16 protein-coding genes and 1 pseudogene are annotated in these 19,219 nt (G+C 65.7%); 10 read left to right on the top strand and 7 right to left on the bottom strand.

Annotation, left to right across the window (positions count from 1 at the left end; translation table 11 throughout):
• Window positions 1–95 precede the first annotated feature (95 nt).
• The 3 genes and pseudogenes from ABZW16_RS37460 to ABZW16_RS37450 all read left to right on the top strand — a co-directional run.
• Window positions 96–1,535, top strand: a pseudogene (locus ABZW16_RS37460) (protein kinase); the annotation flags it as partial.
• A complete protein-coding gene (locus ABZW16_RS37455) occupies window positions 1,532–3,781 on the top strand; it encodes a serine/threonine-protein kinase (RefSeq protein WP_354960873.1) in 2,250 nt (749 codons plus the stop codon). The pseudogene ABZW16_RS37460 and the gene ABZW16_RS37455, both read left to right, overlap by 4 nt.
• Window positions 3,778–4,491, top strand: a complete 714-nt coding sequence (locus ABZW16_RS37450) for a cyclase family protein (RefSeq protein WP_354960872.1) — start codon at window positions 3,778–3,780, stop codon at window positions 4,489–4,491. Before ABZW16_RS37455 ends, ABZW16_RS37450 begins: the two co-directional genes overlap by 4 nt.
• A 52-nt stretch (window positions 4,492–4,543) precedes the next feature.
• On the opposite strand, the gene hpt is transcribed toward ABZW16_RS37450, so the two are convergent.
• The 4 genes from hpt to dacB form a co-directional block, all read right to left on the bottom strand.
• Window positions 4,544–5,098, bottom strand: a complete 555-nt coding sequence (hpt, locus tag ABZW16_RS37445; RefSeq protein WP_354960871.1) for a hypoxanthine phosphoribosyltransferase — start codon at window positions 5,096–5,098, stop codon at window positions 4,544–4,546.
• Between the two features lie 167 nt (window positions 5,099–5,265).
• Complete coding sequence (gene tilS / locus ABZW16_RS37440) at window positions 5,266–6,345, bottom strand: tRNA lysidine(34) synthetase TilS (RefSeq protein WP_354960870.1); 1,080 nt, start codon at window positions 6,343–6,345, stop codon at window positions 5,266–5,268.
• 390 nt (window positions 6,346–6,735) lie between these two features.
• Window positions 6,736–7,824 (bottom strand): zinc-dependent metalloprotease, encoded by a 1,089-nt coding sequence (locus ABZW16_RS37435; RefSeq protein ID WP_354960875.1) that lies wholly within the window; start codon window positions 7,822–7,824, stop codon window positions 6,736–6,738.
• Between the two features lie 43 nt (window positions 7,825–7,867).
• Window positions 7,868–9,307: a D-alanyl-D-alanine carboxypeptidase/D-alanyl-D-alanine-endopeptidase gene (gene dacB, locus ABZW16_RS37430; RefSeq protein WP_354960874.1), complete on the bottom strand. Its 1,440-nt coding sequence runs from the start codon at window positions 9,305–9,307 to the stop codon at window positions 7,868–7,870.
• Between the two features lie 216 nt (window positions 9,308–9,523).
• Between dacB and ABZW16_RS37425 the strand changes: the two genes are divergently transcribed.
• Window positions 9,524–10,015: an inorganic diphosphatase gene (locus ABZW16_RS37425; RefSeq protein WP_354960869.1), complete on the top strand. Its 492-nt coding sequence runs from the start codon at window positions 9,524–9,526 to the stop codon at window positions 10,013–10,015.
• A 667-nt stretch (window positions 10,016–10,682) separates the two neighbouring features.
• Here ABZW16_RS37425 and ABZW16_RS37420 read toward each other — a convergent pair.
• Complete coding sequence (locus ABZW16_RS37420; RefSeq protein ID WP_354960868.1) at window positions 10,683–11,273, bottom strand: WYL domain-containing protein; 591 nt, start codon at window positions 11,271–11,273, stop codon at window positions 10,683–10,685.
• On the opposite strand from ABZW16_RS37420, the gene ABZW16_RS37415 reads away from it, so the two are divergent.
• Window positions 11,238–12,386 (top strand): FAD-dependent monooxygenase, encoded by a 1,149-nt coding sequence (locus ABZW16_RS37415; protein WP_354960867.1) that lies wholly within the window; start codon window positions 11,238–11,240, stop codon window positions 12,384–12,386. The two genes, ABZW16_RS37420 and ABZW16_RS37415, sit on opposite strands and share 36 nt — an antisense overlap.
• 151 nt (window positions 12,387–12,537) lie before the next feature.
• Here ABZW16_RS37415 and ABZW16_RS37410 read toward each other — a convergent pair whose 3' ends face one another.
• The gene (locus tag ABZW16_RS37410; protein WP_354960866.1) at window positions 12,538–13,734 is read right to left on the bottom strand and encodes a helix-turn-helix transcriptional regulator; all 1,197 of its coding nucleotides are present in this window, start codon (window positions 13,732–13,734) and stop codon (window positions 12,538–12,540) included.
• Between the two features lie 191 nt (window positions 13,735–13,925).
• Between ABZW16_RS37410 and ABZW16_RS37405 the strand changes: the two genes are divergently transcribed.
• The 3 genes from ABZW16_RS37405 (at window position 13,926) to ABZW16_RS37395 (ending at window position 15,525) form a co-directional block, all read left to right on the top strand.
• Window positions 13,926–14,429 (top strand): hypothetical protein, encoded by a 504-nt coding sequence (locus ABZW16_RS37405; RefSeq protein ID WP_354960865.1) that lies wholly within the window; start codon window positions 13,926–13,928, stop codon window positions 14,427–14,429.
• A gap of 576 nt (window positions 14,430–15,005) precedes the next feature.
• Complete coding sequence (locus tag ABZW16_RS37400) at window positions 15,006–15,158, top strand: hypothetical protein (protein WP_354960864.1); 153 nt, start codon at window positions 15,006–15,008, stop codon at window positions 15,156–15,158.
• Window positions 15,151–15,525, top strand: a complete 375-nt coding sequence (locus ABZW16_RS37395) for a hypothetical protein (RefSeq protein ID WP_354960863.1) — start codon at window positions 15,151–15,153, stop codon at window positions 15,523–15,525. The genes ABZW16_RS37400 and ABZW16_RS37395 overlap by 8 nt, the downstream gene beginning before the upstream one ends.
• Window positions 15,526–15,841: 316 nt before the next feature.
• Here the strand turns inward: ABZW16_RS37395 and ABZW16_RS37390 are convergent, their stop codons facing one another.
• Window positions 15,842–16,060 (bottom strand): hypothetical protein, encoded by a 219-nt coding sequence (locus ABZW16_RS37390; RefSeq protein ID WP_354960862.1) that lies wholly within the window; start codon window positions 16,058–16,060, stop codon window positions 15,842–15,844.
• 311 nt (window positions 16,061–16,371) lie between these two features.
• Between ABZW16_RS37390 and ABZW16_RS37385 the strand changes: the two genes are divergently transcribed.
• Together ABZW16_RS37385 and ABZW16_RS37380 are read left to right on the top strand one after the other, a co-directional pair.
• Complete coding sequence (locus ABZW16_RS37385) at window positions 16,372–17,538, top strand: serine hydrolase domain-containing protein (RefSeq protein WP_354960861.1); 1,167 nt, start codon at window positions 16,372–16,374, stop codon at window positions 17,536–17,538.
• A gap of 38 nt (window positions 17,539–17,576) precedes the next feature.
• Window positions 17,577–19,085, top strand: a complete 1,509-nt coding sequence (locus tag ABZW16_RS37380) for an alpha/beta hydrolase (protein ID WP_354960860.1) — start codon at window positions 17,577–17,579, stop codon at window positions 19,083–19,085.
• Window positions 19,086–19,219 lie beyond the last annotated feature (134 nt).

Below are 19,219 nucleotides of genomic sequence, written 5' to 3'. Positions count from 1 at the left end.
CCAGAACCATTTATTGCTGAGCAACAAACAGTAGTGAATGAGGATGTGGAAGCGACTTCTGAATCATCAAATGAGAATGAAATAGAAATTATTCGGCCTGGCTGGGCCGCAGACTGGCCGAGGCACTGGAGTACGCCTCCGCGCACGGCGTGCTGCACCGGGATGTGAAACCGGCCAATATCCTGCTCACCGCCGAAGCGGTACCGAAACTGGCCGATTTCAATATCAGCTTCAGCCGCAATGTGGCTGGCACCAGTCCGGTCGCCTATTTCGGCGGATCGCTGGCGTATATGTCGCCCGAGCAGTTGGAGGCCTGCCATCCCGGCCGCGAGCGCACCGCCGAGGATCTGGACACCCGCTCCGATATCTACGCCCTCGGTGTGGTGCTCTGGGAATTGCTGACCGGCGCGAAACCGTTCGATGATTCCACCGCGACCGCGACCGAACACGGCGACGATACGGCACTGGAGGGCATGCTGGAACGCCGCACCTCCGGGGTGGATGAGATTGCGCTGCAACGCGTTCCGGCGAACTGCCCAGCGGCGCTGCGGCGGGTGTTGCTGACCTGTCTGGAATCGGATCGGACGCGGCGCTGGTCCAATGGCGCGGTGCTGGCCAAGCAGTTCGATCTGTGCATGGACCCCAGGGCCCGGGATCTGGTCGACCCGCCGCCCGGCAGTTGGCGGCTGCGGATGCGGGCGTGGCGACTCGTGATCGTCACGCTGGCCATCGGGATCCCGAATATCCTCGCCTCGGCCTACAACATCCAGCACAATCAGCATCTGATCGTGGACCGGCTGCCCGCCGATGCCGGGCGCACCTTCATGATCATCACCACCGTGGTGAACGGCATCTTCTTCCCGCTGGGCGCGACGCTGATCCTCTATATGGGCCGAAGAGTGATGACGGTGCCGTACGGGCTGCGCCGAGGGCGACGGTACGATTCGGAGACGCTCCGGCTGGCCAGAGCGGATTCCCTACTGTTCGGCGATAGGGCTGTCGTGGTCGTCTTCTCGCTGTGGGTCATCGCCGGATTCACCTTCCCGATCGCGCTGGATGCGGCGGCCGGGGATGTGCCAGCACGCGCGCTGCTGCACTTCCTCACCTCGATCGTGGTGTGTGGTGCGATCGCGGTGGCGTACCCGTTCTTCCTGGTTTGCTTCTACATGGTCCGCTGCATCTATCCGATCTTCCTGCGGCACGGGGAGATCAGCACCGAGGACGCGGTGTGGCTGCGCGGTCTGGACCGCCGTGCCAATCTGTATCTGGCGGTCGCGGCATCGGTGCCGCTGCTCGCGGTGGCCGGGGTGACCTTCCTACCACCGGAGGATATTCCGATGGTGATCGCCGCGGTGCGCGTGCTGTGTGTGGGCGGCATTATCGCGTTCATCGGCTCCTACCTGCTCTTCCGCGCGCTGGAGGCCGATCTGCGCGCACTGGAGCGGGTAGTTGCGCCCGAGGAAACCCTGGACCGGGAACTAGTGTCGGCAGGGCGGGAGCGCGGCACACCCGCCACGCTGGAGCGGCCATCGTGACATCTGCCGATTTCGCGTATCGCGGCGAGACCGACCCCATCAGACAATTCACCGAAGACTGGCAGCGCTGCCTTCGTGGCGATCGGACCGAACCGCCCCTGATCGCCGAATACGTCCCCGACGGCACCCGGGTGCGGCTGGCGGTACTTACCGATCTGGTCCGGATAGACCTGCGTCATCGCTGGGACCGGGCGGGTCTCGGCAAACGCATCACCGAGTACCGCAAGGAATTTCCCGAGGTCGAGGATAGTGCGGGATTGGTCGACCTGATCTGCGAGGAGTTCCTGGCCCGGCGCCGGTACGGCCCGCTCGAACTGGATGAATTCCTCACCGAATATCCGGAGCTGGCGCCGGACCTCCGCGCGCGGCTGAGCGATTTCGCAGACGAAGGCGATACCGCGGCGGATACCGAGCGCGCGGCCGCGCTGGTCGCCGACCTGCGTCCGGGCCGCCGCATCGACGACTTCGATCTGCTCACCGATCTGGGCACCGGCACACTCGGCCGGGTCTTCCTCGCCCGGCAGCGATCCATGCAGCGCCTCGTCGCCGTGCGGCTTTCGGCCGGTCGGGCGGCTGGCGGGCACAGCATGGCGCAACTGGACCACCCGCATCTGGTGCGGGTTTTCGATCAGCGCCTGGTCACCGCCACACCGGAGGCGGAACCGGAGACGACCGCATCGACGCGTCTGGTCTACATGCAGTACCTGCCCGGCGGCACGGCGGCCGGGGTGCTCGAGCAACGTCGGCGCGGTGCGGAGACCGACGGTGGCGTCCTGCTACTGCGCGCCATCGATACGGCCATGGAAGCCAAAGGCGAAATCCGCCCGGCCGACTCTAGTGTGCGCGCCGAAATCGCCACACTCAGTTGGCCGGAGACGGTCACCTGGATCGGCAGGCGACTGGCGGACGCGCTCAATTACGCCGAGCAGCGCGGCGTACTGCACCGCGATATCAAACCGGCCAATGTGCTGTTCACCGCCGAGGGCATACCCAAGCTCGCCGATTTCGCGGTGCGTACGGCCGCGCCGCGATCGGTGACGAATTCGGTAGCGGTCGAACCGGATTCGCTGCCGTACCGCTCCCCGGAACAGCTGGCCGGACTGCTCGACCCGGCCGCCCCGGCACCGGGTCCGCGCAGCGATATCTTTTCCCTCGGCGCATTGCTGTGGGAACTGCTCACCGGCGCAGCCCCCTTCGACGATCCGCCGATGCCCGCCGATCCGGATGCCCGCGCCGAAACCTTCGCGACCATGGTGCGCCTGCGCGAGCACGGCGTCACCGACGCGACGCTGGCGCAACTGCCCGCGGACACACCGAGCGCCCTGCGCCGGGTGCTGCTCGAATGTCTGCAGGCGGATCCGCAACGGCGCTGGGGCAATGGCGCCGAACTCGCCGCACAACTCGATCTGTGCCTCGACGCCCGCGCTAGGGAGTTGGTCGATCCGGCACCGACCAGCCTGGCCTATCGGGCCCGCCGCTGGCTGCTGCCGATCCTCGGGCTGTGCATCGGCGTGCCGAATGTGCTCGCCAGCCTCTACAACATCAACCTGAACCAGTCGCTGGTCATCGATCGGATGTCGGCGGCCGATCAGGAACGGTTCGCCACGGTGGGTCTGATCAATAATCTGATCACCTTCCCGATCGCCGCACTGCTGCTGCTGTTCCTCACCCGCCGTCCGCTGACCATCGGATTGCGACTCTCGCGCGGTCGCGAATACTCCCCGCGCCTGCTGGCCGCGGCGCGGCGTGACACCTTGCACATGGGTGACTGGGCGGTCTGGGTGCCGTTCAGCTTCTGGCTGGTCTCCGGGGTGGGATGGCCATTGGCACTCGCCTTCTCCGGCGTCGATCTGCCACGGCAGACCTTCTTTCATTTCTTTGCCGCACAACTGGTTTGCGCCGCAATCGCACTCGCCTACCCGTTCTTCCCGATCATGATCTTCGCGGTGCGGTCGGTGTATCCGCAGCTGCTGGTGCGCGGCGGCATCGGTGCCAAGGACGCACGGCAATTGCGCAAGGTCGCCGCGCGCGGCAATTTCTATCTGGGTGTGGCCGCGTCGGTTCCGCTGCTCAGCGTGGCCAGTGCGACCTTCGTCGACGCCGCCGATCTGAATCTGGTCCTCTTTCCGGTGCGGGTGCTCAGCGTGGGTGGCATCCTGGCGTTCGTGCTCAGCTATCGGTTGGCCCGCATGCTCGAGGCCGATCTGCTGGCCCTGGCGCGGGCGATTCCGCAACGGCAGCGATGACCAGCGCGCGGCCGTTCGGGCGGCTGGTCAGTCTGTCCCATGTGCATGACCCGGCGACGACACCGCTATTTCCCGGTGATCCGGAATTCCGCACCGATATCGCCGCGACGGTGGCGAACGACGGCTATTACCTGCGCCATATCCAGCAGGGCGAGCACACCGGAACCCATTGGGGCGCACCGATTCACTTCCATGCCGACGGGCTGGCCGCCGACGAACTCGATCTCGAGGATCTATTGCTGCCCGCGGTGAAAATCGACGTGCGGGATCAGTGTGCGCACGATCGGGATTATGCGATCAGCGTCGATGACCTGAAGCAGTGGGAAAGTCGGCACGGGCGTATTCCCGATGGGTCGGCGGTAGTGGCGTGGACCGGGTGGGACGGGAAATGGGGGACGCCGGAGTTCATCGGCACCGACGAAAGTGCCTACCATCAGCCGGGATTCGCGGTCCAGACGGTCGAATGGCTATTGCGGACCGGGCGGCTCGGGCGGCGCGGGGCACTCGGCATCGATACCTTCGGCCCGGATCTGGGGACCGACGATACCTATGCGGTATCGAAGCTGCTATATCGCGAGCACCGGATCAGCCTGGAGTGTCTGGCAAATCTCGCCGAACTGCCCGCGACAGGGGCCTGGGTGCTCGTTGGCGGCGCGCTCTATCGGGGCGGGTCGGGTTCGCCCGCAACGATATTCGCGCTCATGCCATGAGTGCTGGTCGAACCGCGACGGTTGCCGTGTGCACCGCGACGGCGGGTTGAAATCAGCCGCCGTAGACCTTCGGGTCGAGGGTGCCGATATAGGGCAGGTCGCGGTAGCGCTCCGCGTAATCGAGGCCGTAGCCGACGACGAATTCATTCGGGATATCGAAGCCGACATGGGCGACGTCCACATGGGTGCGTAGCGCGTCCGGTTTGCGTAGCAGGGTGACGACCTCGAGTGAGGCCGGATTGCGGGTGGACAGATTGCGCTTGAGCCAGGACAGCGTGAGACCGGAGTCGATGATGTCCTCGACGATCAGCACATTGCGGCCCGCGATGTCCTTGTCCAGATCCTTCATGATGCGCACGACGCCGGAGGACGAGGTCGAAGATCCATAAGAGGAGACCGCCATGAATTCCATCTGCGTGGGAATCGGCAATGCCTTGGCAAGGTCGGTCATGAAGAAGATCGCGCCCTTGAGGACGCCGACGAGCAGCAGATCACCCTCGGGGGCATCGGCCGGATAGCGCTTGGCAATGAGTTCGGCCAGCTCCTGGGTCTTGGCCGCAATCTCTTCCTCGGTGATCAGCACCGACGCGATATCGCCCTCGTACACGTCAGTTGGTTTCCCTTCCGGTGTTGTATCGGCGGCGTTCCAGGCCCTTCGTGGGCCCGCCCGTCGCCCACCGCCACCCTCAACGGACGGCCTGCGGCCGACTGTACCTGTCTCTCCGGGCCCGTCGTGCGCGCCGCGGGCGTCGCTTCCAACCGATCCATTATGTGTCATCGGCTCCCATGCAAACGCAAAGTCAGCCTGCCATGTTCGCGCGCCGCGACCAACCTGCTACCCGGCGCTCCGCCGCCGACGGCGACACCGCCCTGACCGCGCCATGCGGTAATCAATTCGTCAACCGCCTGTAAATGCTTGTTGGTCAGCGCTTTAGCACCACCGGCCCGCAACCATGCACGAATCGCGCGTCGGCGCAATGCCGCGGGGGCAGTGGCGAGTGTCTCGATCGAGAGGGTCGGGCAATCACTGTCCGCGCCGTCATTGTGAGGACCGTCACCCCCGCTCGGCCCGCCCGCACGCACCGGAGCAGCACTCGCGACGTGCAACAGTTCGTCGGCCAGCGCGTCGAGTACCGCACCGTCATCGCGTAACTGCTCGGCCGTGCGGGCCAGCGCCCCCGCAACCCCACCGCCGAGTACCTCCTCCAATAACGGCAACACCTCATGGCGCAACCGCACCCTGGTGAATTCCGGCGCCGAATTGTGCGGATCCTCGTGCGGGGTCAACCCGAGATCGGCACACAACTGCCTGGTCACCGCGCGCCGCACCCCGAGCAACGGCCGCCCCCAAGGCTCCGCGAATGCCGCCATCCCCTGAATCGACCGCCCACCCGAACCCCGCGCGAGTCCGAGCAATACGGTTTCGGCCTGATCATCGAGGGTGTGCCCGAGCAGGACGGGTAGCCCGCCGCGTGCCGCATCGAGCGCCGCATACCGAGCCTGGCGCGCTGCAGCCTCCAGTCCCCCGGCACTGCCCACCTCGACCGGGAGCACATGTGCCGATCGACATCCGAGCGACAATGCCTTCGCCGCGGCCTCGGCCGCAACCTTGTCCGATCCGGACTGCAGCTGATGATCGACGACGAGCGCGTCAACCGCGGCGGCCTCGACCACCGCAGCGGCGGTCAGCGCCAGCGAATCCGCACCGCCGGACAATGCGACCGCCACGCCCTGCCCCGCGTCCGGCGCATAATCGGCCAGCCACCCCCGCACCGCGCGCCGCACCTCGAGCACCGCCCCGGTCTCGGGCAGCCGCCGCGAACTCCCCGGCGCCCCGCCAGCCGCACGCGTCATACCCGGAGATTACCGCCGAACCGGTCAGACCCCATATGCGGCAACCGCCGAGAAACCCCACCACACGAGCACCACCGAAGGCCGCAGCCCGCCGCACCCCTCCCCCGGTGGCGCAGCTCAGCCCAGCTTTCCACTGGCGCACAACCAGTGACGGTCGCACAGACCCCACAGAGCCTGTTGCCGAATACGCCGTACGTGCGATCGTGCCGCACGCCGACCGACCAAATCACCTAGCGGCGGGCATGATTGCGCCTCAGCTGTCCACATAGGCACGTGACCTGCGCCATGGCCAAAAACCGCGCCAACTTCGGCAACAGGCTCCGCGCCCTGTGCGTAATAGTCATTAGTTGTGTGACAACAGTTCTAGCTAGTTCGGCGCGACGACGCGGATCAGGCGAGTACGCGGGTGATCCAGCGTTGGGGGTCTTCGATTTCGTCTGGGCGAGGGAGGGTTTCGGGGTTGGTCCAGACGGTGTTGAACTGGGTCATGCCGACGCGGTCCACCACGGCGTCCACGAATTTCTTGCCGCGGACGTACTGGGCGACCTTCGCGTCCACCCCGAGCAGTGCACGAAGTATCCGCTGCAGCGGGTTGGACGGGCGTTTGCGGCGCTTGTCGAAGGCAGCGCGGATGTGTTCGACCGTGGGGATGACGGCCGGGCCGACCGCGTCCATGACGTGGTCCGCATGGCCTTCCAATAGCGTGCCGAGCATCAGCAGCCGGTCCAGCGCCTCGCGCTGCGCCGGAGCTTGGGTGGCCCGCAACAGCCCGACCATACCGCGCGAATTCGGATCGTCCGCAGCCGTGCCGCGACGACGGTCGCGCACCTCGTCTACGAGTCGGCCGAGCATATCGGCCAGCGGTTCGTCGCCGACCTCGCCGAGGATGTCGACATTGGCGCGCATGTAGTCGGTCAACCACGGCGCGGAGGAGAACTGCACCCGGTGGGTCACCTCGTGCAGGCAGACCCAGAAGCGGAAGTCGGTGGGCGCAACCCCGAGTGCGCGCTCTACGGCCATGATGTTCGGCGCCACCAACAGCAGCGTCCCATCGGGTCCGGTGAACGGGTCGTACTGGCCGAGGATCGCGGTGGAGAGGAAGGCCAGCATGGCGCCTGCCTGTACACCGGCGGGTTTGCCGGACAGCAGGCCCTTATCTGAGGACTGCGCGCCGGTGCCGGTCAGCTGGGACATGGAGTCGGCCGCGGCGGTGATCCAGCCGGGCCGGTCGACGACGCGGGCCGAGGGCACCGGTTTGTTGTCGAGCAGTCCGCTCACCTCACGGACGGGCCCCTCCGCGCGCACCGAGGCATCGGCGAGTTCGCTGACCACCTGTTCGGCCGAATACCGTGAGGTCCGTGGGCCGGACGGCACCAGGGCCGCACCGGTGCGCGCGGCGAGTCGCCAATCGACCGCGCCCGAGAATCCGGAGCGCCTGCGCTCGGCCGGAGCATCCGCACCCGAATCCGCAGCGGGCATAACGCCAGGTTTGTCAGTGCCTTCGAACATGGTCAACCACCCGTCACGAGCATCCACAGTTACGCAGCGTGCCAGCGATGGCGTCCAATGCGGGACGACTCAGCTCCGGTGGCCGATCGTTCGACATCAGTGCGAAGGTCAATACCCGCCCGTCGCTGTCCAGCACATAACCGACCAACGTGCTCGCCACCGACAGAGTTCCGGTCTTGGCCCGCACCCAGCCCGCACCGCCCCGGTTCTGCGTGACATAACGGCTGATCAGCGACCCGGTCGCACCCGCGATCGGCAGATCGTCGAGCATCGGCGCCAAGGTGACCGCGATCCGATCGGTTTCCGGCCTTGCCATGGTGTTGCTCGGCTGTACGGCACTGGCGCCGCTGGGCTTCGCCGCGGTGGCGATGATCTTGTCGAGCAGTCGCGGTGGCACCCGGTCCTCGGTCGACAGGCCGCTGGCATCGCGCATCGAGAGGCCGGTGATATCGAATCCGGCTTTGCCGAGGGCAGTCTCGAGCGCGGCGACGGCCCCGGTAAACGAGGGCTCATTGCCGCTCGCCACCGCGATCTCGCGGCCGATGGCCTCGGCGAGGACATTGTCGGAGTGGACCATCGTGTCGCGCAGCCGGTCGCGCAGCGGCGCGGACTGGACACTCGCGATTTCCGTGGCATCGGCGGCGGCATTGCCGATCCGCACCTTGGCGGGATCGAGTCCGAGTTCGACGGCCAGGCGCTGGCCGGTGGCCAGGGCCGGAGTCGGGGTGCGCGGTGAGTACTCCACCAGCGGATCGAGGCGGCCGCCGTCGAGCATCACCGGCTCCATCGGCGCGATGGAGCCCTCGCCGATATCGACCGGATCCCAGCCGGGAGCCATCGGCGCACCGGCATATGCGGAGGTGTCGACCACGATGGTGTCGACGGCGTGGCCGGAGGACCTGATCTGCGCCACCAGATCCGACAGCCGCGGCCCGTTCGGGTAGTACCCGTTGCCGTCGGGCTGCGCGGTCAGCGTCGGATCACCACCACCGACCAGCACCAATTCATTGGGCGCCGATCCGGTGACGACGTGCGTGCTCACCCGGTGATCCGACGGCAGCGTGAGCAGGGCGGCCGCGGTGGTGAGAACTTTGGCGGTGGAGGACGGGATCATCGGCTTATCGGACGTCGCACTCCACAACACCGTCGCCGAGGCGGCGTCGGTGACCTCACCGGCGAATCCCCCGAGGTCGGGATTGGCGACCGCCGGGGCGAGCGCGGCGGCGATACCGGCCGTGGTGGGTGCGGACGCATTCGACGGCGCGGGCGCTACCTGCGGAATCGGCTTTACGGGTGCGGGTGGCGCGGCGATCTTCAGCCCGCCGTGCCGGAATTCCTCGGTCCACGGCTTCAGCGCAATCACTACGCCTGCCACGGCACCGAGCAGCAAGGCCAGCGTGAGCGCGACGCCGATCCAGATATTTCGGCGCCGCTTGGCGGCCAAGCCACCGATATTCCTGCTGCTGCCACCCACCACGTGCCCGCCGTCTCTGTCGTAGTCGTTTCCCGTGACCTCGAACAGTCGCCGGGGCCACCCACCTACCGCACCCAAGTGCCCGCGGACCACACTATCCTCGTTGCGGCACCGTTCCCCCCGAACACCTGTCGAGTCGGCGTTCCAACGACCGCTTGCGACAGTCCACACAGAAGCACCGAGTAAGGAGATGGCGTGGAGTTCGACGTCACCATCGAGATTCCCAAGGGTTCTCGGAACAAGTACGAGGTCGATCACGAGACCGGCCGGGTCCGGCTCGACCGGTTCCTTTACACGTCCATGGTCTACCCGGCCGACTACGGCTACATCGAGAACACCCTCGGTGAGGACGGCGACCCGCTGGACGCACTGGTCCTGCTGCCGGAGCCGGTATTTCCCGGCTGCCTGATCGAGGTGCGCCCGGTCGCCATGTACAAAATGGTCGACGAGAAGGGCGGCGACGATAAGGTCCTGTGCGTGCCCGCGGGCGATAAGCGCTGGGATCACATCCAGGACCTGGCCGATGTGCCGGAGTTCGAACTGGCCGCGATCAAGCACTTCTTCGAGCGCTACAAGGACCTGGAACCGGGCAAGTTCGTCAAGGGCTCGGAGTGGGTCGGGCGTGTCGAGGCCGAGGCCGAGATCGAGGCCTCTTTCAAGCGCCTGCAGGAAAACGGCGGCCACTGAGTCTTATTGGGCGGGTGGACGATTCGCCTGCCCGCCAAGAAGGCGGGAAGTCCGGCACCTTCGGACTTCCCGCCTTCTTTTCGCTTCGGCAGATATGGCTCGGCGGCGGTCAGTACCCCCACCAGGCCGGTACCCAACGAAAGACGTCGCCGTCGACCGCCAGGGACATCGTCGGGTGATGCCTGATTTCTCCGGCGTTGGACGTCTCGAGGCACAGCGGTGCGCCTGACGGTGAATCCTTGTGGGGGTGGTGGGATTCCGTCGCTCGAGTCCACCGCAGGATCGACCTCGCGACAGGTTTTCCCAAGCTTCGAGCTCTGAACGAGGTCCTGCAGATCAGCGGTTGTCGAGACCGTGTTCTGCCAGGAGTTCGCGTGCCAGTATTGCCGAGTAATCGCCGAAAAGTGGCATTCTGCGCGGCGAAGGGCTTCGAGCTGGCTCGCCAACTCTTGGCGGGCGGTCGATGTCCTGGCGTACTTGATCCGCACCGGCCGCTCGGTCGTCGGTGTCGCGACCACGGTGAGCGTAGGGCCCTGGGTCCAGGCCCGGCCGGGGCCGCGGTCGGCGGCACCGGCACTTCGAGTTCCTCGCACAGCGCGAGCACCAGGGCGAAGCGTGCAGTGTGGGCCTTCGCGGCGGTCTTCCCGCCCCGAGTGCGGCAGGCGCGTCACAGTTGGCTGAGGTTCTCGGTGTCGGCGATAGTGCCCCACCGATGTGCGAGACGGCGGCATGCGTGGACGAGCTCGGGTGGGTGGAGTTCGGTGAGTTCGGTGTCGAAGGTGGCGAGGATGCCGGCGATGCCGGCCCACGACCAGGCGCCGAGAGTGAGCCGGCAGTGCTCGGTGTCGAGGTGTTCCACGACGGAACCTCCTGGTGCCCAGCGGGCCACGATGTGAGCGGGCAGGTTGAGCCGGGCGGTGCCGGTGCATTGCCAGGCGGCGGGGGTGTCGCCGCGGTCGTGGGTGGTCATCACGAAGTGGGCGAGGTTGTCGTCGGGAAGCGCGCGGGCGGGGAAATGCTGGGTGGTGGGGCGGTGGTGCAGTCGGTCGACGCGCTGCACTCGCCATTGGCGGTCGGTGAGGTCGTAGGCGACCAGGTACCACCGGGCTGCCCAGACGACCAGGTGATGGGGCTCGATGTGGTGGGCGGGCAGGAAGTCGGGGTCGCCGGGTTCGGGGCGTGTGCCGTCGGGACGCAGTATCTGCGTGACGAGTAGGTGGCGGTGGCGTACCGCGGTTCCGACGGTGGTGAGAGCCACATCACCTTGGATGAGCGGGCGCAGTCGGCGCTGACAGATCTGGTGGAACCGAAGATCATGCAGCGTTTGCTGGCATCGGGTTCGGCGCTACGGCTACGCGAGCGTGACGCGTTTTGGGACCGCCGCGGCCGGCTGCTCGGTTACGGACCGGATCTGAGCGACAGCGGCAGTGTCGACGTCGATCGAATCACCCTGCGGATGCTGCTGGCCGAAGCGGTCGGAGATAGCCTGCACCTGGGACGCAGCGTGTCCGGCGTCGGCCATGACGACCACGGCACGCCCCAGGTGCTGTTCACCGATCAAGCGCCGGTCTCGGCGGATCTGGTGGTAGGCGCGGACGGCACCCACTCGATGGTCGCCCACCATCTGGCGGGGGGCCCGACCAACAGCCCGACGGGCATCATCGGGTTCTGCGGCCGCACTCTCCTGCGAGACCTCAGCGCCGGCGAGCAGCAGCGGCTGAGGCCACGATCGGGGACGGCGATCGGCCCGCGCGGGACAGCGCTGTACGTCGGCTTCCTCGACCCGGTCGGCAACGCCGCGCTCGACGCTCCCGAGCTGCGGATGTCGGTCACCACCGGACCCACCTACATCTGGGGCGCCATGTTCCCCGAATCCGCTGCGACCGATTCGCTGCGTGATCTGCGGGGCGGCGAGTTGCAGGCGGCGCTACTGGGCCGCTTCCGCGAGCGGCGCTGGGCCGAGCACACGCTCGAAGTCATCGCCCAGGCCGACCCGCACAGCGTGGCCGCGTTCCGCTTCAACGCCGCCTCCGTCCGCGCGGCGGATCTCGCGCCATGGCCTGCGGGTCGGATCACCGCGCTGGGCGACGCTGTCCATGCCACGCCGCCCACCGCCGGAATGGGAGCGGGCGCGGCCATTCGCGACGCCGCCAGCCTGCTCGAGCGCGTCAGCGACGCTGCCCACGGCACCGTCACCCTCACCGACGCCGTGGACCATTTCGAGGCCGGCATGCGCCAGCGTGGCAGCGAAGTCCTCACCCTGGCCATGAAGACCGTCCGGTGGATCCTGGCCACCGACACCACACTCGGCGCCGCCGCCACCGCCGTGAGCACCCCGATTCTGGCCGCAGCCGCCCGGCTACGTCACTGACGAGCGCGCGCCGCGCGCGCCCCTGGGCTCCAATAGGCCAGCGGTCGTGGGCGGGTAAGAACAGGGTGTCGCGTACCCGCCGAGGCCGATAGCCGGTCGGAGCTGGCCCGAAAGTCTCTGGCCAGCCCGATAATTCGCTCGACCTCGAGAATCAAGCTCGCGCCTGTTTCGAGCGGGTCTGACGCAATTCCTCGCCCAGGGCGGCGACGGCGTCGTTGGTCGGCCATTTCGCCGACATCTCGTGATGGAGGACTCGAATGAATTTGGTCAGCCTGAAACCTGGCGTCGCAACCCCGACTCGCAGTGCGTCCGAGGCTCGTTCAGAGGCGGCTTCGGGTTCCCCGACACCGGCCAGCGCGCATGCCAACTCTGCGATGTACCAGGTCGCCCACTCGGATGTGAGCAGGTCGGAATCGAAACCCGCCAAGCCGCGACTGAGCGATACGACGGCCCTGTCCCACTGTCGAGCCAAGCGATAGGCCAAGCCACGCTGCATTTCGATGAATGCGTCGGAGTAGAAGTACTGGGCATCGGGCTTGTCGGAATCGCCCTGCGTTACCAACTCGGCGGCCTGCTCGAGTTTGGCCTCCAACTCGTCGAGATCACCTTCGATCGCAAGTCCACGCCCCTCCTGCTGAACGGCCAGTGCGAGAACCGTTGGGCTCAGGGCATCGCCATCACGCTGCGCGGCCCGCGATAAACCGATCATCGGACCGACCTCGCCCGCCATCCAGGCGACATGGCCGCGCATGGACAGCGCAGTTGAAATCATGTCGCGGTTGCCGCTCTCGGTGGCCAGTTCGAGCGCGATGCGATAGTGCTGGACCGCGGCGGCATGCTGGCCGAGGCTGGCATGGAGCCAGCCGGTGAACTGCTGCCATCCAGCGGCAACGTCGACCATATCGGCGCGGGCCGTCCGCCGAGCCTCCACGGCCAGCGCTGAGGCCACCCGAGTTTGCCGAACTCCCAGCGACAGAACGAGTTTGGAACCAACCCGATCCTCGAGCCGCCGAGTTTCCGACAGCAATTCCGCAAGGTCCTTGGCCAACCTGCGGTCGATATAGCGCCGTTCGGCCAAGGCAGCCGACTCATGTTCGAGCAGTGGAGACTGCGCGGCAGCGGCCGCCACGACGATCAGATTCTCGTAGATGCTCGTGAGCACCCCGTCGGATTCGAGAACACGATCGAGCTTCTGAACAATATCGGGAGGGGGTTTGCGGCGGCCGTTTTCGAAGCGAGAGAGCGCACCAGCGTCGTATCGAAGCACGCGCGCCAACTCCCTGACCGACAGCCTCGCTTGCAGTCGCAGCCGCCGCAGTTCGGCTCCGAACGCTTTCCAATCCTCCATCCAGCCCCCCTCTCGCGACCGCCCTGAACAGCGTTGCAACGTTGCCAGTTCTTTTGGCAACGCCTTGGCCACAGTGCAACGCTAGCGCGAATCCGCTGGTCGCAGGACGCTTCTGGTAGCCCCGCCGCCGAGTCGATGCCGCACCCTCGGCGGCGGGTGCCACCAAACCGGACGACGTTAGGGGGCAGGCCATGAAAGAACCCGCGCGATTTGATGATGAGGACGCCCGGAAACTCGCAGTAGCAGCGGATGATGACAGCCCGCGATATCTCGAACGGGCCGACGGGTCATGGTCCTTCGTTGACGACGAGGGATGGGAGGTCGACCCGGAAATCGTCAACGGGCACAATGACATCGGTCGCGTGGCTGGGCGACAGATATTCGTTGTGCCGCAGCCGTTGTGCGATTTCACGGACGTGGAGTTGGCACATGTGCTGTCGCAGCGGCATCGTGAGTGCCGTGTCCATCAGTGCGTATGGAAAGCGGCGGCCCAGCACACGCTCGTACTGACAGGTCGACTGGTTCCGCAGTCGATGAGCCCGCGGGAACGCGCCGCCGCCCGGGGTATCGACTACCCGCCGACACCGGGGATCGACGCACAGATGCACGGCGGTCCCACACTGGGGACGTTGCGTGAAGTGCTCGACCGGCTCGAGTCGCTGGCGCACGACTCCGACGATGTGCGAACCCGATAGCGCACATCCGCGTATGGACATCCACCGCACCGAGATAGACGGCTGGCTGGCCGAATGGCGGATCGACTGCCACCGCATTCGGATGATGTTGGTATGCAACGGGTCCGAGGAACCTTTGGTTTCGTTTGCCGCAGCATCGGCCCCAGACCTTGTGCAGATGCGCGAGCAATTTCCAGAACTATCGCGGTTGTGGGATGCGATTCGGCACGCGTATTGGATGGAAGTTGCTCCGCCCCCGAGACATTCGCGAGGGCGGTCCGTTTAGCTTCGATCCGTGGACGGGCTTTGGTGGTGGAGTCGCGGCCAGGTCGGCCGCGACACCATATGCTGAAGGGTTGTTCGCGGGCAGGAGGTAGCCGCTGGCCTGCCCAGCTTTTCCACTTCGGTGTCGGTTGGGGGGCGGGTGGTCAGGCGCAGACCGCTCGTGGTGGCATGTAGCCGATCATGTTGTGCCACCGGGCAAGCCAGGATATGTCGCCCAGGTCCAGTTGACGGGCAGGTGCAGGACGGGACGGCGTTGCGGGCGCGCGAGCCGGAACCATCAACCACACTGCGATTTACGTCGGTCAGAAGCCGGTGACGATGCCGAACGGCGAGACGGTGATGGCAGATGTCGTCGACTACCATTCGAAAGAGAACAAGCAGGTGCCCTGGTCGCTCCAGCAGGACAGCGGAAGTTCTTTCCCGCTGACCTATCACATGATCAAGGTGAAGTATCCCGGTGACTGAAGCACGCACGCGCACCAAGAGATGGCTTACAGCTGCGGTTGTGGTGATAGCCGTTCTTGTCGCAGCTCTCGTCGTGGATTGGCTGTTCTTCCTGTCCCGCTATGATTCGCTGACCTGGATGCTGACACCGCCCCCGCGCATCGACGACGTCACCTACAGCCGAATCGATTCCGCGCCCGAGGGCAGCGAGCCGTATCAACGCCTGGTCGAGCGATACGGCGGTCCCCAGCCGTCGGATCGACGATGGCCGCTGCCTTTCGCCGTGGACCGGTCGGCGCGCGCGTGCGAAGATTCGCCGTGGCTGTTGTTCGTTCACGACTACACCGGCAAGATCCACCTGTACAAGCTCAACTCCGGCTGCGCGTGACCCGGTCAGGAACCACAGGTTCGCTGGTCGACTCATCGTACAGCTGCCCTACTCCGGCACCGGTATCCAATTGCTTATCCAGCTGGATGTACCGGAACCACGATCTCCGGGACAGGCCACCGCCATCGGGTTGCCAGCCCACGGCCACTGCACAAACTTGGTTCAGTGGACGACAGGCGACTACGGCAGGTGCCAACTGACTACCTTTTCTCTGTGTGTCGGGGCCGGATATGCGAAAGGGACATCCGGTGTGACCGGATGTCCCTTCGAGTTCGAATTACGGTGTGGTAATACCGAATTCGAGTAGCGCATCAACTCAGTAGTAGATGTACAGATCCCAGCCGCTGTAGGTGTCGACGCACTCCCAGTAGTAGCCGCCGGTGGCGGGCGAGGCACCGTCCGACGCACATGCCGCATAGGTGGCGTAGCTGCCGTAGTAGTAGCCCGTAGCGGCCGAAGCGGTGGCTGCCGTCGACACCCCGGCGACGGCGGCGGTGGCAAGAAGACCGGCCGCGATGAAGGACTTGATTCGCATTTCACTGCTCCTGAAAGCAAGGTTGAATGATTACCTCGCTAACCGTAGGGACGCCGCGCACCCTGAACAGCCGACCCTAGGGCTCGAAGATCGCCCCCTTGGGCAATGCCACCTTCTTCACCTTGCGCTGTGCCCGAGAGGTTTTCGGTGCACCTGCGGTTGGTAGTGCAGGCACTACCAACCAACACCAGGTGGTGCTACCCGGAATTCGGGTGCGCACGGCATGGGCACGACCAGCCCGGATTTCTAGGCTCGAATCGCGAGGGAGCAAACGATGACTCCTGCGCTCGAACAGGAGGAAATCACTGCTCATGAAGGTATTTCGGCGCCATTCCAGCAGGTGCGCGCTATCGGGAATCGTGGTGGCGGCGACCCTGGCCAGCGCGGCTTGCGCGACATCCACCACCGCGACACCGTCTCAGGAACTGACCGCCGCAATGGAGCAGGTGGTCAAGAACGGCTTCCCCGGCGTGCAGGCGGTAATCGACGGTCCGGGCGGGCACCGCACGCTGACCGCGGGCGTCGGCGACCTGCGGACGGGTGCGCCATTCGCCGATAACGCGCAGGTGCGGATCGGCAGCAATACCAAAACCTTCGTGGCGACGGTGATTCTGCAATTGGCGGCCGAGGGCAAGGTCGAACTCGACGCACCCGTGGAACGGTATCTCCCGGATGTGGTGCAGGGCAGTGGGAACGACGGCAACCGGATAACCGTGCGGCAGTTGCTGCAGCACACCAGTGGCGTGCCCGACTATTTGGGACATGGCAGTGCCGAGGGCGGCATGAAAACCACGGGCGATCAACTCGACCCCACCTCGGATGCCGCCCGCCGACGGCAGTTCGCACCCGCGGACCTGGTCCGCATGGCCATGACCATGCCGCCGAACTTCGAACCCGGCGCGAAATCGGTCTACACCAATACCAACTACATTCTGCTCGGCATGCTGATCGAACGCGTCACCGGTCAACCGCCCGCCGCGGAGATCACCCGCAGGATCATCGAACCGCTCGATTTGCGCGCGACGTACTTTCCAGCCGACGGCGACACCGGAATTCACGATCCACATCCGTCGGGCTATCACGAAATCGACGGCAAGCGAATAGATTTCACAGAACTGAATACCTCATGGGCGGGCACAGCGGGAGCGATGATCTCGACCGGATCGGATCTGAATCGATTCTTCATCGCATTGTTGAGCGGAAAGCTGTTGCCCGCAGCGCAATTCGCGCAGATGCAGCAGACCGTCCCATTCGACCGCGGCCCCGGCGAGGGTTACGGATTGGGGCTGATCCACCGCCCCGTGCCGTGCGGCAAGGAAGTGTGGGGACACGGCGGCAGTATTCCCGGTTTCGAAGTGCGCACCGGCGTCGCCGCCGACGGGACTGCGGTAGTGGTGAGCACGAACCAACTGCCCGCCGGTCAAACCGCCTTCGACGCCGTCGAGAAGGTATTCGATATCGCCATCTGTAGCGGATGACCAGCGGAAACATGCGACCGAGAAACGGAGGATCGACAGTGCTACGCAATAAGATGGCGATGGCCGTACAGGCCGGCTTGGCCGTTCTGCTCGCGGGTACGGGACTGGCCTGCGCCAACCCTGCCGACACGAACGGTTCGAGCCTGGAGCGCTTCTACAGTCAAGCGCTGCAATGGAAACCGTGCGACAACACGCGGCTGGAGGAAGCCCGCGCCCAGTGCGCCGATGTGACTGTTCCGCTGAATTACAGCGCCCCACAAGGCGAGACGATCACCGTGGCGATCTCGCGCATGGCCGCGACCGATCCCGCGCGGCGGCACGGGGTGATGCTGTCCAACTCCGGCGGACCCGGCGGGCCAGGGCTCGACTTCATGGTCGATGTCGGCGCGGCGATGACCCCGGATGTGCGAGCCCGCTACGACCTGATCGGCATCGACCCGCGTGGGGTCGGGCGCTCGTCACCGGTCGACTGTCACTGGCCGCACGGCTTCGGACTGCAAGCTGCCGGTATCGACGCGGCCAGCTTCGCCGAATCTGTTGCCGCACAGCGTGATCTGGCGAACCGCTGCGCCACCGGCGAGGGCGAGCGATTGCGGCACTTCACCACGCGCAATACCGCGCGGGATATGGATGTGATCCGGGGTGCGCTCGGCGAGCAGCGGGTCAGCTACTTCGGCACCTCCTATGGCACCTATCTGGGAGCGGTCTTCACCCAGATGTTTCCCGAGCGCAGCGACCGAATCGTATTGGACAGCACCGCCGATCCGGACCGGTACGGGCCCGTCGGCATGATGCAGGATATGGGCCCGGCCAATGAGGCGGCGCTGGACATGTGGGCGGACTGGACCGCCGCGCACGAGGACGAATATCACCTGGGCGCAACCCGCCAACAGGTCCGCGCCAAGGTGCTGGAACTGATCCGCCGCTCGGCCGCGGACCCGATCCGGTTCGGCGACTTCACCATCGATGACCACATCCTGCCGGTACTGCTGTTCATCGAGCTGGACGCCCCGAGAAAGTATCCGACGCTGGCCGCCACCGTACGTCAACTCGCCGACGCTGCCGACGGCAGAACAGTCGAGCTCGCGCCCGAATTGCACTCGGCGCTGGACTTCATGCGCAACGCACAGCCACGCGACAATTCGGCACAGTTCGCCATCATGTGCGGCGATGTGGCGGTACCAAGGGATCCGGCTTGGTACTGGGGCAATATCGAAGCCGCTCGCGCCAGCCAACCGGTATTCGGCGATTTCGTCAACAATCTGACACCGTGTGCGTTCTGGGCTCCGCCCGCCGAATCGCCGACGCAGGTACGTAATTCGGTGCCGACGCTGATCGTGCAGTCCACCGGCGACACCCGCACGACCTATTCGGGTGCGGTCGCCATGCACCGGGATCTGACCGCATCCCGCATGGTCACCCTGCAGGATGTCCCGATCCACTGGATCTTCGGGAATTATCCGAACAACTGCACCTACGACGTGGTGAACACCTACCTCCGCGACGGCACGCTCCCGACTGCGGACGTGACCTGCCACGCGGACTGACCGACACGCCGATCGCCCGAACCCCATTGTGGTTCGGGCGGTCGGGGGGTTGACGCGGTGAGATAAGCGCGCACGGCGGGCCGATGGGTATTGCACAACTCTTTAAAACACTCACACCACAAATAATATAGTTT

This window comes from Nocardia sp. NPDC004604 (genome assembly GCF_040609795.1).
Lineage (GTDB): Bacteria > Actinomycetota > Actinomycetes > Mycobacteriales > Mycobacteriaceae > Nocardia.
The sequence above is the reverse complement of the archived record's forward strand: the minus strand, read 5'-3'. Positions and strand labels throughout refer to the sequence as shown.

Coding starts and splice junctions, on each gene's coding strand:
- ABZW16_RS37450 (WP_354960872.1), top strand. CDS start 3,778: ATGACCAGCGCGCGGCCGTTCGGGCGGCTGGTCAGTCTGTCCCATGTG.
- tilS (WP_354960870.1), bottom strand. CDS start 6,345: ATGACGCGTGCGGCTGGCGGGGCGCCGGGGAGTTCGCGGCGGCTGCCC.
- ABZW16_RS37435 (WP_354960875.1), bottom strand. CDS start 7,824: ATGCCCGCTGCGGATTCGGGTGCGGATGCTCCGGCCGAGCGCAGGCGC.
- ABZW16_RS37410 (WP_354960866.1), bottom strand. CDS start 13,734: ATGGAGGATTGGAAAGCGTTCGGAGCCGAACTGCGGCGGCTGCGACTG.
- ABZW16_RS37405 (WP_354960865.1), top strand. CDS start 13,926: ATGAAAGAACCCGCGCGATTTGATGATGAGGACGCCCGGAAACTCGCA.
- ABZW16_RS37390 (WP_354960862.1), bottom strand. CDS start 16,060: ATGCGAATCAAGTCCTTCATCGCGGCCGGTCTTCTTGCCACCGCCGCC.
- ABZW16_RS37385 (WP_354960861.1), top strand. CDS start 16,372: ATGAAGGTATTTCGGCGCCATTCCAGCAGGTGCGCGCTATCGGGAATC.